Origin of the sequence: Catenulispora rubra (assembly GCF_015356825.1) — a bacterium.
In the GTDB taxonomy this organism is placed as follows: Bacteria; Actinomycetota; Actinomycetes; order Streptomycetales; family Catenulisporaceae; genus Catenulispora; species Catenulispora rubra.
The window spans coordinates 1-11603 of sequence record NZ_JAACYW010000344.1; the positions used below are offsets into that span (position 1 = coordinate 1).

The 11603-nt window shown below is 72.0% G+C and carries 11 protein-coding genes and 1 pseudogene; 6 read left to right on the forward strand and 6 right to left on the reverse strand.

Annotation, left to right across the window (positions count from 1 at the left end; all coding sequences use genetic code 11):
* The coding region (locus tag GWK61_RS59040) for an ATP-binding cassette domain-containing protein (protein ID WP_194919913.1) at positions 1-1129 on the reverse strand (1129 nt) is incomplete at its 3' end.
* Positions 1130-1378: 249 nt separating this feature from the next.
* Between GWK61_RS59040 and GWK61_RS47725 the strand changes: the two genes are divergently transcribed.
* Positions 1379-1672, forward strand: coding sequence for a hypothetical protein (locus GWK61_RS47725; RefSeq protein WP_194919916.1), 294 nt, complete (start codon positions 1379-1381; stop codon positions 1670-1672).
* A 243-nt stretch (positions 1673-1915) separates the two neighbouring features.
* On the opposite strand, the gene GWK61_RS47730 is transcribed toward GWK61_RS47725, so the two are convergent.
* From GWK61_RS47730 to GWK61_RS47740, 3 genes are all read right to left on the reverse strand, one after another.
* Positions 1916-2701: an NUDIX hydrolase gene (locus tag GWK61_RS47730; protein WP_194919917.1), complete on the reverse strand. Its 786-nt coding sequence runs from the start codon at positions 2699-2701 to the stop codon at positions 1916-1918.
* A 185-nt stretch (positions 2702-2886) separates the two neighbouring features.
* Entirely contained in the window at positions 2887-3060 is a 174-nt protein-coding gene (locus GWK61_RS47735; protein ID WP_194919919.1) for a hypothetical protein, read from the reverse strand.
* 81 nt (positions 3061-3141) lie between these two features.
* Positions 3142-3852 carry a hypothetical protein gene (locus GWK61_RS47740; protein WP_194919921.1) on the reverse strand — a complete coding sequence of 237 codons (711 nt, stop codon included), beginning with the start codon at positions 3850-3852 and terminating at the stop codon, positions 3142-3144.
* A gap of 344 nt (positions 3853-4196) precedes the next feature.
* Here GWK61_RS47740 and GWK61_RS47745 point away from each other — a divergent pair, with 344 nt between their 5' ends.
* Positions 4197-4862, forward strand: coding sequence for a molybdopterin-dependent oxidoreductase (locus GWK61_RS47745; RefSeq protein WP_438939824.1), 666 nt, complete (start codon positions 4197-4199; stop codon positions 4860-4862).
* Positions 4846-5622, forward strand: coding sequence for a cytochrome b/b6 domain-containing protein (locus tag GWK61_RS47750; RefSeq protein ID WP_194919924.1), 777 nt, complete (start codon positions 4846-4848; stop codon positions 5620-5622). The genes GWK61_RS47745 and GWK61_RS47750 overlap by 17 nt, the downstream gene beginning before the upstream one ends.
* Here the strand turns inward: GWK61_RS47750 and GWK61_RS47755 are convergent.
* Positions 5598-6644 carry a hypothetical protein gene (locus GWK61_RS47755; protein ID WP_194919926.1) on the reverse strand — a complete coding sequence of 349 codons (1047 nt, stop codon included), beginning with the start codon at positions 6642-6644 and terminating at the stop codon, positions 5598-5600. The genes GWK61_RS47750 and GWK61_RS47755 overlap by 25 nt on opposite strands.
* The gene (locus GWK61_RS47760) at positions 6641-8542 is read right to left on the reverse strand and encodes a DUF4192 domain-containing protein (protein WP_194919929.1); all 1902 of its coding nucleotides are present in this window, start codon (positions 8540-8542) and stop codon (positions 6641-6643) included. Before GWK61_RS47760 ends, GWK61_RS47755 begins: the two co-directional genes overlap by 4 nt.
* Positions 8543-8731: 189 nt before the next feature.
* Here GWK61_RS47760 and GWK61_RS47765 point away from each other — a divergent pair, with 189 nt between their 5' ends.
* From GWK61_RS47765 to GWK61_RS47775, 3 genes and pseudogenes are all read left to right on the forward strand, one after another.
* A complete protein-coding gene (locus tag GWK61_RS47765; RefSeq protein WP_194919931.1) occupies positions 8732-9421 on the forward strand; it encodes a response regulator transcription factor in 690 nt (229 codons plus the stop codon).
* Entirely contained in the window at positions 9418-10947 is a 1530-nt protein-coding gene (locus tag GWK61_RS60235; RefSeq protein WP_323748088.1) for a sensor histidine kinase, read from the forward strand. The genes GWK61_RS47765 and GWK61_RS60235 overlap by 4 nt, the downstream gene beginning before the upstream one ends.
* A 230-nt stretch (positions 10948-11177) precedes the next feature.
* Positions 11178-11603: pseudogene (locus GWK61_RS47775) on the forward strand (hypothetical protein); the annotation flags it as partial.

Here is an 11603-nt window from a genome sequence, read left to right on the forward strand (position 1 = left end):
CGATGCCAGCCGCCTCCCGCCCGGCACTCGCCCCCTGCGCCACCACATCCGCCAGCGCCGCTCCACCACCAGCGCCACCAGCGCCAGCGCCAACGCCCGCGGCCTCGGCGCTCGCCTCCGCCGCGGCCTCGATAACCTCCGCCTCCTCGATCTCGTCGGCGACGAGGCGGACGCCGGAGTGCCAGATGGTGTCGGCGCGGTTGAGGCCGGGGAGGAGTTCCTTTTGGCGGGGGACGGGGCGCAGGCCGAAGACGTCGTCGTCGTGGCCGATCTCGCAGAGTTCGTGGAGGCAGACGCCGGCTACGTGGGCGACTTCGCCGATGCGGGCTCGGTCGAGGCCTCGGACCTGGAGGGCGCCGGGGCCGGCGGGGGCCAGGCGGGCGCCTTCGGCTTCGAGCGCCGCTGCCAGGCGGGCTGCCTGGGGGCTGCGGACCTGGACGACGGTGGCTCGGCGTTCGTCGAAGACCTCGGCGGCGGAGCGGCTGGCGATGACGCGGCTGATGCCGTCCTGCTCGTCGCGGCGGAGGACGACCACGTGGTCGGCGGTGCCGGCCAGGGTGTCGGGGTCGGTGGCGGCCACCAGGACGGTGCGGCCCTGGGCCGCGTAGGCGCGGATCAGGGCGTGGAACCAGGACATGCCGTGGGTGTCGAGGGCGTGCGGTTCGTCCAGGATCAGCGCCGCGGGGTCGCCGAGCAGGGCGGCGGCGATGGCCAGGCGCTGGCGCTGGCCGGGGTCGAGGCGGCCGCAGCGGACGGTGGCCTGCGTGGACAGGCCCGCGACTTCGAGCACTTCCGCGATACGGGGCTTCGGGACGCCGCCGCCGGCCGCGTAGAGCTGCAGGTGGGCCTGGACGGTGCGGCCCGGGTGGACGGCGTCGGGGTTCAGGGCCAGGCCGACCTCGCGGACCGCCGGGCGCAGGGCGCGGTAGGGGCGACCGCCGAACAAGGTGCGGCCGCCTCCGAGCTCGAGTTCGACCATCAGGCGCAGGACCGTGGACTTTCCGGTTCCGGGCGCTCCGAGCAGGGCCGTCACCTGGCCCGGATAGACGTCGAACGACACCCCCTGGACAGGGCCGCCGCCCGCGCCGCGCGACCGGCGGGTGCTGGTCAGCTCGATCGCCTCGATCACCGCGACTCCTCTTGCTCCGGGCCCTTGCTGTCGCGCGGCACCGGCTGTTCGACGCCGGTGTCCACCGTTTGATCACCGTCCGCGACATCGCTGTCCGCTACGGTAGCCGTGATCACTCACGGGACCGGGGGAAATCACCGTGAAGAGTGATGAAGTGTCGCAGCCGACTGCCTATCCCCGACTTCTGGACAACCCCGCTCCGGCGTGCGCACCATGAGAGGACCCCCCACTCGCGAGGAGGTCTGCGCCATGGGCCTCGCCCCCGCCGTCCCCCTTTCCGCCGCCATCGCCGAACACCTGGCCGCGACCGAAGGCCAACACGGCCTGTACGCCGAGATCGTCGCCGCCGACCCGCGCCTGACGTTCGCCGTCGAGACGCTGATCCGCGAACACGCCGAGCTCCGGCGTGCCATGCACCGTGCCATCGCGGGCATGAGCGAGAAGCAGCTGGCCGAGCTGACCCGGCGCCTGGACCGCCACTGCCAGCGCGGGAACGACCTGGTCTACGAGGCCTACAGCGTGGACATCGGCGGGGAGAACTGACGGCCCGCCCGCACGTGGCGTGAGGCCGGTCGTTCAGTCTCCTTAGTCGTTCAATCAGCTCAGTGGATCAGCAAGCGCAAGTACTCAACCGACGTAGCCGTTGAGCAGCGGCTCAGCAGCGATTCAGCGGCCATTCAGCAGCGCTCGACGGAATCGGCTGCTCGGCCAACCGTTCCGGCCGGACCAGCTCCCGGTTCAGCTCCCGGTTCAGTTCCCGGCTCAGTGCCCGGCCCAGTTCCAGGCTCAGTCCACTGACGGCCGCAGCATCGGCGGGTTCAGCAACGTCGCGCTCCCCCGCCGGAACAGCTGCGCCGGCCGGCCACCCTGCCGCGACGTGGTGCCGCCGGTCGGCACCAGGAAGCCCTGCGTACCGGTCACCTTGCGGTGGAAGTTGCGCGGGTCGAGCTGCACGCCCCACACCGCCTCGTAGACGTTGCGCAGCTCCCCGACCGTGAACTCCGGCGGGCAGAACGCCGCGGCCAGCGACGAGTACTCGATCTTCGACCGCGCTCGCTCGACCCCATCGGCCAGGATCCGCGCGTGGTCGAAGGCCAGGCCCTCGGATCCGGGCAGGTCGGCGACCGGCAGCCACTCGGCCGCGCGCGCGTCGCCCCCGGCGGCCGGGAACGGCCCCTCGGAGCCCTCCTGCAGCGAGGTCAACGGCGCCAGCGCCAGGTACGCCACCGACACCACCCGCATCCTCGGGTCCCGGTCCGGGGTGCCGTAGCTGGCCAGCTGCTCCAGGTGCACGCCGTGGTCGGGCACGCCCTGCGAGTCCTGCCCGGCGACCTCCAACCCCAGCCCGGTCTCCTCGGCCAGCTCCCGCACCGCGGCGTCGCCGAGGCTTTCGTCCGGCTTCACGAACCCGCCGGGCAGCGCCCACCGGTCCGCGAACGGCGGCTCGCCGCGCCGCACGGCCAGCACGCTCAGCCCCTGCTCGGCGACGGTCAGCACGACCAGATCGACGGTCACCGCGAACGGCGGGTAGTCGGTCGGGTCATAGGCCGGATCGGCGAGGTCCTGTGGCATTCGTTCATCGTAGCGTGATGTCGTCAAGGTGACGAGAACTGGGGTCGGCGGACCTGAGCACGGCAGCTGAGCACCGGAATCAATCCGAGGAACACACAGCGCCGGCGGCCTACGATTGCCCCATGACGAATGAGGATCCCGAGTGGATCACCATACTGGCATACGAGAACCTCCCGGGCTGCCCGTCACCGCAGCGCGCCGTCGCCGTTTGACTGCTCGACCGCGGCATCGACTGGCTCCCGTTCGGCCCCGAAGACGTCCACATCAACCTGTACTGCGGACGACGACCCGACGGACACTGGCACGGCACGTTCCAGATCCAACTCCGTGCCGAGCACCTGCGACACCTCGGCCTGCACCCCGAACAGCCCTGGTCACGCATCACCGGACCGGAACGCCCGGGCTGGTGGCGTGCCGAGGCACTGCGCCACATGATCGGCTCACCCAAGCACCGTCGCGGCTAACCGCCGCGGGGTCATGCCGGTGCCGGTGAAGCGCCACGTCGCGATCTCGAGCTCGGTGACGCGAAGCCGGATCGGCGCCACCCGGCGCCGCTCCGCGACCCAGCGGATCAGACGGTGCGGATCACGAATCGCGGCCGCGAAGTGCACCAGGTTCAAGTACCAGATCTCACGATGGAACTCCTTCTCCAGCCACGCGTCCGGCCCGAGCGCCTGTGCGTAGGCGGCCGAGAGCCGGTCTGCGGCCTCATCGACGGGCAGCGCGCACGCCATCACCGACAGCCGGGTCAGCGTCAGGCCGGTGACCTCGAAGGTCAGGGGCCGGACCCCGACGGACGCCGCACGCAGGGCGTCGGCATAGCGGGCGACGCGGGGATCGTCGTCCCCGATGTCGTCACGCGGGTACTCCAGCGCGCGCATGGTCAGGTGCGAGTTGCCCACGGCACCGGTCAGCCAGTGACCGTCGCCGGCGATCGCCACGGCTTCGCAGGTCAGCGCCTCCACCGATACTGCCGCCCGGGAATCCGGACGGAGCAGCGCAGACACTCCCCACCGCTGATCGCCCTCGGCCGGCACCACCTGGATCCCGTACGAACCGTCGGCCAACGCCTCCGCACCCTCGGCGAAGAGCTGGTCGAACGTGGCGCGCTTGGTCCTGCGCAGCAGCGATTCACTCGCCGGTTCACTCACTCAGTACTCTCCCGTGTCCACCCTTGCTCTTCCTCGCGAGGCTCGCGGGGTTGAGGGGGAAGACACATGACCGGCTTCGCTCGGTTGCAGACCCGGGTCGCCGACCTGCGACGCCCCTGACTGCGGCGGTAGCTCCCCCGCATAACGCGGGAGCGTGACTTATTACGAACCAAAGAACCTCCTGCTGAATGCTGGTGCAACATGACCTGCGGTGATCTGATGGGTTTGTGGCAGAGGCATTGGACGCTTCCCGCAGTGACGTCGATGGGGGTGTCGGTGCCGGCGGGAGCGGCGACGGACCTGGCCGGTCGGGCCGGGAAGGGCGGCCGGTCGGGCGACGTATCGTGGTCGGCGTGGTGGGGTTGGGCGCCCTGGGGGTGTTCAGCGGGTCCGCCGTGCAGCGGTTCCTGGCTGATGTGGCGCAGCACGATCCGACTGGGCTGACGAATCTGCTGCCCTTGGGGAACCAGTTCCGCATCTACACGGTGACCGGGAGCGTTCCGACGCCGGATCCGGCCACGTACCGGCTGTCGATCTCCGGGCTGGTGGACCACCCTCAGCAGTACTCACTCACCGATCTGGCGGCGCTGCCGCAGACCGACATGGTGCGGGACTTCCAGTGCGTCACCGGCTGGCGCGTCCCGAACGTGCCGTGGAGCGGGGTGCGGTTGCGGGACATGCTCGCCCTGGCCGGGGTACAGAGTTCTGCGAAGGCGTTGCGCTTCGTCTCCTTCGACGGGACCTACACGGAGTCGTTGACGCTGGACCAGGCCGAGAACCCGGACATGTTGGTGGCGCTGAAGATGCTCGGCGGTCCGGTCAGCCACGAACACGGCGGGCCGGTGCGCCTCTACGCGGCGCCGATGTACGGGTACAAGAGCATCAAGTGGCTCTCGGAGATCCAGGTGGTGGACGCGGTCCGTCCCGGCTACTGGGAGGGCTACGGCTATGACGTGGACGCCTGGGTCGGGAAGTCGAACGGGAGGAACGGCGATGTCCCGACCGGCTGAGGCCGGCCGCGTCCGGCGGAGGATCGAGCGCTTCACGCGGGCCGAGCGGTGGGTGCACCGCGTGACGGCCACGCTGATGCTGACACTGATGGCGACCGGGGCCGTGCTGTATCTGCCTTCGTTGTCGGTCTGGATCGGGCACCGTCCGGCAGTGGCGCTGATCCACCTGTACTCCGGGTTCGCCCTGCCGATCCCGATGGCGGCCGGGCTGTTCTCCCGCGCGTATCGGGCAGACGTGCGGCGGTTGAGCCGGCACACCGACGTCGACCGCGAGTGGCTGCGCAACCGCGCCTGGCGTGAGGACCGGGCCCGGGAGCTGACGCTTCCGGTCGGCAAGTTCAACGCCGGACAGAAGCTGAACGCGTCCTTCCAGTGCGGCGCGATCCTGGTGATGGTCGGAACCGGGACCCTGATGTGGTTCCCGCACCTGGTCGGGGTGTCGGCCCGGACCGGCGCGACGTTCGTGCACGACTGGCTGGCGCTGGCGATCGGCTTTGTGGTGATCGGCCACGTGTGGTTCGCGCTGAACGACCGGCAGGCCCGGATCGGGATGCGGACCGGCTGGGTGACGCGCGGCTGGGCGGAACGGGAGCATCCGGCCTGGGCGGCCGAGCTGGCGGCGGAGGAGGGGTCCGAAGACGACGCCCCGGGCTCCGACGCCCTGAGTGAGGCGGAGGACCGCGCGGCCCGCGGTGAGGCGGGCACGCGCGATCGGGTGGAGGGCCGCGCCGTTCATCAGGCGCGAGCCTGGGACAGGTAGTCGACCGCTGCCGCGCAGGGAGTACGCCGGTTGGTGACGACCACGTTCATGGCGTCCCTGGCCGGGTGCAGACGCGCCACCATGTGACGGTCCGTGCCGGCCGGGTAGTCCCCCCGCAGGCAGGGTGCCACCGATGGAACGGCCGCGGCCATGACCCGCCCTGACGTCGGCACGTGGTTCGCCGCGCCGTCCGGGATGTCGGCGCCCTGCCTGACCGTCCCCAGCATCTGCTTGGTGTTGGCCGGTGCCGAGAACGGGATGAGCGGAGCCGGGACCACCTGCGACCGGGCGCCGCGCACGGCTGCGAGGCCGTCCGAAGTGCGGTCGGCGGACCCGCCACCGAGCTGCGACCAGCCGCCGGGGCTGGAGCCGGAGCCGTCCGGGCCGGTCGAGTCGGCGGGGTCGGCGGGACCGGCAGGGCCGGCAGGGGTCTGCGACTCCGGGGCGGCGGGGTCGGCAGCGCGGGGACTGGTCTGGGACACCCGGTAGGCCGCGATCTCGCCCCGCGTGCCGTCCGGCAGGACGACGGGACGCGGATGAAACGCGTACGCCGGATCGGCGGACTCGAGGGGCCCGGCGAGCCAGGGCACGTAGTGACCGTCGTGGTGCATGGCCAGCAGGTGACCCCACAGCCCGACGTCGGCCGGGCGGTCCGGGGCGGTGAGCGTCCAGCCGCTGGCCGTCCAGCCCTGGAGCGTCATGGCGCCGGGGCCGGGAAGGACCTGGCCGTGTCGGCCGACCTGGCTGTGCTCGTCGTAAGGGCCGAGCTGGATGTGGTGCCGGACATGCGGTGCCCTGGCCGCGTCGACGGACGACGCCACGCCGAACGCCTGGCTCGGCAGCAACGGCACGGCGAGCGCCGCGATCGCGACAGCGAAGCCCGAGGTGCGGCGGGCCCGGTACGTGGTCCCGCCCGGCCGGACCATAGCGTGGGCCGTTCGGCGACGAACGTCGGCCAGGGCCCGGGGAAGAAGCGGCTGCTGGGCCGGGGTCGGCGAGGCGACTTGCTCTATGCGGTTCATGGTGACTCCAGATCGGTTTCGGTTTTGGTGCGGACTTTCTTGGTGGAGCGGGGAGAAGGGATCGGGGCCGGAGCAGCGTCCAGATCGGTGCTGTCCGGATCGGTGCCGTCCCGGTCCGCATGGTCGCGACCTGTGGCGTCGCGACCGGGCGCATCGGGATCGGCGGCGGCCTCGCTGAACATCTCGCGCCGCGTGTTGGCGGCGGACTCGCGCACGCCCTCGCCGTCGATGGCGTGGTGCAGGCCGGCGCGGATCAGCGAGGCGAACTTGTACTCGGGATCGATGGCCAGCGCCCGGTCCACCGCGCACTGCGCGATGGCGGGCCGGCCGATCGCCCACGCCGCCCACGCGGCCAGCGCGTAGGGGGCGAGGCGAAGATCGGGGTGCGGCGCGCGCCGCGCCAGCTCCGCGCCCAGCCGCAGCAGCTGCCCGGCGGAGTCCACGGTCGCGGCGGCGCACGCCAGGTAGTCGCGCACCCGCCAGTTGAGCAGCGCGACCAGCAGCTCGGCCGCCTCGGCGTCGCTGAGGACCGGCGCTGCGAGCAGCGAGCCGGGCGGCTCGGCGAGCACCGGGCCGTCGGACGCGCCGGCGCCCGGGACACGGTTGGTGAGGCGGCGGGAGGTGCGCGCGGCCGGGATGACGGCGTCGGCGGAGTGCGGGGCGGTGCCGTTGACGTGTGACGCGGTCTGCTCGGAGGCATCGGCATCGGCATCGGCATCGACAGAACCGTCGGCCGACCGGGAGTCCGTATCCGAGGACTGAGATCCGGGACGCTCCGTGGACAACGCCGCGGTCACGCTGCCGGACAGACCGCGACGACCGGCGCGGGGACCTTCGGGCCGAGCCGAGCGCGGCGCGGGTTCGTCCGAGTCCGTGCCGCAGCGGGCCAACAGCACGTCCATCAGGCGACGGGCGTCGGCCAGGCCGGCGTCGGTGTCGTACCAGGTGGGGTCCAGCTGCTCGACCGCGGCGGAGGTGCGGGCCAGGACCTCCGGCGGGTACGGGTCCAGGGTCGCGTCGAGCGCCTCGCGGCTGGCGTAGACCGTGTGGCCGCGGGCGGCGAACGCCCCGGCCAGGGCGGCCGGCGCCTCGGCGGGGACGACGGTCCCGGCCGACGGGCAGCAGCGGTTGTTGCGGCACATGTAGGACCACCAGCGGCCGTTCGCGGTGTAGAGCGCGTCGACGACCGTGACCCGCTCCTCGCTGGCCGCCGCCTCCACCTGGGCCCGGAACGCGGCCATCAGCTTGCGGCAGTGGTCGGGCCGGGCCTTGGCGCCGGTGGCGCCGCGCGGGCCGAAGGCGACCAGGATGGCGATGTCCGCGTTCTGATCGCGCAGCCGCGCCGCGAGTTCCAGGGCGGTGCTCCGTTCGTGTCCGCGAACCTGGTCCAGATCGATGCGGACCCCGTGCCGGATGAAGCTGCCGCCTTCGGCCGAATGGCTGACACCGAGCACGACCAGGCTGTTCTCCGGATGGAAGCCGAACAGGAACGGGATCGAGGCGACCACCGAGCCCGGGGAGGCCAGCCGGACGGTGCCGACCGGGGCGGCGGGATCGGCCGCACCGGCGTGGGCACCGGGCCCGGCACCCGGGTCGTCACCACCACCGGCAGCCGCACCCGACGCCCCACCAGCAGCACCGACAGCACCGACGGCACCCGCGGCAGCGGCACCGGCAGCGCTCGCGGCACCGCCGGACGAGCCGCCCGACGCCCCGCCAGACACACCGGCTCCGGCCTGGCCCGGAATCCCGCCGCGCGCACCGCGCGGACGGGACGGGGCCGGCGTTCCGGCGGCGGCTCCGGCGGCTCCGGCTGCGGCGCCGCCGGTATCGGGGCCGCCGGACGGGAGGCCGTCGGCGGCGACGGCTCCGGTGGCGGTGGTGAGGTCGTGATCCATGACCGATACTGTGCCGATTCCCGGGCACGGAGCGCGACCATGACATGACCGACTGTGGATAAACCCGGGTTGTGGATAACGGGTATCCCTCTAACGGTCTAATCCGCACGCTCGGCGGCGCGCGGATCGCCGGGAAAAACATCCGCGTGATCTCAGCGTCTTCTCAACCGGGCGGGGCAGAATGCGGCCATGCACATCCTCGTGGTGGACGACGACCAGGCGGTCCGTGACTCGCTGCGCCGCTCGCTGGCCTTCAACGGCTACGAGGTCGAGCTGGCGGCCGACGGACTGGCGGCGCTGGAGGCGATCGCGAAGCGGCGGCCGGACGCCGTCGTGCTCGACGTCATGATGCCCAGGCTGGACGGCCTGGAGACCTGCCGCCGGCTGCGCTCGGCCGGCGAGGACCTGCCGGTCCTGCTGCTCACCGCGCGCGACGCGGTCCCGGACCGGGTCGCGGGCCTGGACGCCGGCGCCGACGACTACCTCCCCAAGCCCTTCGCGCTGGAGGAGCTGCTGGCCCGGCTGCGCGCGCTGCTGCGCCGCACCCAGGGCAGCCTGGCCGACCAGTCGGACGCCCCGCTGGCCTTCGCCGACCTCACCCTGGACCCGGCCACCCGCGAGGTGACCCGGGCCGACAAGCCGGTGCGCCTGACCCGCACCGAGTTCAACCTGCTGGAGCTGCTGATGCGGCACCCCCGGCAGGTGCTGACCCGGGCCCAGATCCTGGAAGAGGTCTGGGGCTACGACTTCCCGACCACCGCCAACTCCCTTGAGGTCTATGTCGGCTACCTGCGCCGCAAGACCGAGGCGGACGATCTGCCCCGCTTGATCCACACGGTCCGCGGAGTGGGGTATTCCCTGCGTGAGACGGCCCCGTGAACCCATTCATCCCCGCCGACCATCTGGAGTCCGAGGAGCGCCCGGGACCTTACGAACGACTGCGCGCCAAGATCACGGTCATGATGTCGCACGTCCCGCTGCGCACCCGCATCACCGCCCTGGTGATGGTCGCGGTCGGGTTGAGCGTCGCGCTGGCCTCGATCGCGGCCTGGGTGACGGTGCGGAACCAGATCCTGAACCAGATGGACAGCAGCCTGTACCAGAAGGCGCAGAACGCCACGAACCTGGTCAACACCCACGTCGCCGTGGGGCTGCTCGACTCGACCGTGTACGTCGTCTACGACGGCGGCGGCACCCCCACGGGCCAGTCGAACCTGCCTCCCCAGCTGGTCCAGGACGACATCAAGTTCTCGAACGCGGACCTGGAGGTCGCCCAGCACACCCGCGACGACCACTACTCGACGCTGGTCATCGCCGGGGTCCGCTACCGGGCGCTGAGCGTGCCGATCACCACCGTCGAGACGGCGCTGCAGCCGCCGAACGAGCGGACCGCGGTCCTGGTCGCGGAGTCGATGGCGGACACCCAGCAGACCCTCGGCCGCCTCAGTCTGGTCTCCATCCTGGTCGGCATCGCCGGCATCGCGGTGGCCGGCAGCGCCGGCATCACCGTCGGCCGCACCGGGCTGCGCCCCGTGGACCGGCTCACCGAGGCCACCGAGTATGTGGCCCGCACCGGCGACCTGAGGCCGATCGAGGTCCAGGGCACCGACGAGCTGGCCCGGCTGGCCACCAGCTTCAACAGCATGCTGACCGCGCTGGCCCGCTCCCAGGAACATCAAAGACGCCTGATCGCCGACGCCGGCCACGAACTGCGCACGCCGCTGACCTCGATGCGCACCAACATCGATCTGCTCTCCCAGGTCTTCGGTGCGAGCTCGAACCACCCGGCTCCGGGGTCGAGTCCGGTCCAAATCAGTGACGCCGACCGCGCGGAACTCATCGGCGACGTGCAGGCCCAGATGGAGGAACTGTCCATCCTGGTCGGCGACCTGGTCGAGCTCTCCCGCGACACCAAGCCGCAGACCGCGCCGGAGCCGGTGAACCTGGGCGACGTGGTGCGGCAGGCCGTGGACCGGGTCCGCAGGCGCGCCCCGCACCTGAAGTTCGACATCCAGCTCCAGCCCTGGTACCTCGAAGGCGACCCGGCGGCCCTGGAGCGCGCCGTGACGAACCTGCTGGACAACGCCGCCAAGTGGAGCCCGGAGAACGGGACCGTCACCGTGCGGCTGTCCGACGGACTGCTCCAGGTCGCGGACCAGGGCCCGGGCATCGCCGAAGAGGACCTGCCGCATGTCTTCGAGCGCTTCTACCGCTCCACCGAGGCGCGCACCATGCCGGGCTCCGGCCTGGGCCTGGCCATCGTGCGGCAGGCCGCTGAGAACCACGGCGGCCGGGTCGCGGCGGCGCGGGCCCCGAGCGGCGGGGCCCTGCTCGGGTTCTGGGTGCCCGGGCAGCCGACCGAGGAGGACAGTCCCCAGAACAGCGGCAGGGCGGCGAACGCTTAGGCAGGACCCGACAGTAGGTCCTGACAGGCAGGTCCCGACAGACGGCACACAGGCGCGTTCTCCCGCTGCGGAGAACGCGCCTGTGTGCCGTCTTGGGCACGTAGCGCATAAGCTCGATAAACAACAGGTCCCACACCTGTGGAAACACAGGGGATCCGGGCCCATCTTTTTCGGTCACCTCTTGTCCTGGTCTCAGCAGCATTTAAGGTGAACAGGCGAAGCTCCTCCTCATGAACGAACCCTCGAGCAACGCAGGCGGCAGCGGCGGCCTGGGCGACAACGGTGCCAACGAAGCGGCGCAGCAGGACGTGCGTGAGAGCTTCGGAGCCAACCCCGCCGCGTCCGGCGGCTCGGGGGCCCAGGACCCCCAGGCGGGCCCGGCCCAGCAGGACGCGGTCCCGCCGACCGTGGCTTCGCAGCCGACACCGCAGCCGACACCGCAGCCCGCCCCCGCCGACAACCCGACGCTGATCCAGCCGGCCGCCGACGCGCCGGACCGGACGCTGATCCAGCCCGCGGTGCCGGCGACGCCGGACCCGGCGGCCGGCGGCTACCAGGCACCAGGGCAGGCACCGGCGCAGGCACAGGCCGAAGCGCAGTCTGGCCCGATCGGCCCCGGCCCGCAGGCCCCGCAGACTCCCGGCCAGCCCCAGCCC

Excerpts from the sequence above, each read along its gene's own strand:
- GWK61_RS47725 (WP_194919916.1), top strand. The coding sequence starts at position 1,379 with ATGGGCCTCGCCCCCGCCGTCCCCCTTTCCGCCGCCATCGCCGAACAC.
- GWK61_RS47730 (WP_194919917.1), bottom strand. The coding sequence starts at position 2,701 with ATGCCACAGGACCTCGCCGATCCGGCCTATGACCCGACCGACTACCCG.
- GWK61_RS47750 (WP_194919924.1), top strand. The coding sequence starts at position 4,846 with ATGTCCCGACCGGCTGAGGCCGGCCGCGTCCGGCGGAGGATCGAGCGC.
- GWK61_RS47755 (WP_194919926.1), bottom strand. The coding sequence starts at position 6,644 with ATGAACCGCATAGAGCAAGTCGCCTCGCCGACCCCGGCCCAGCAGCCG.
- GWK61_RS47760 (WP_194919929.1), bottom strand. The coding sequence starts at position 8,542 with ATGGATCACGACCTCACCACCGCCACCGGAGCCGTCGCCGCCGACGGC.
- GWK61_RS47765 (WP_194919931.1), top strand. The coding sequence starts at position 8,732 with ATGCACATCCTCGTGGTGGACGACGACCAGGCGGTCCGTGACTCGCTG.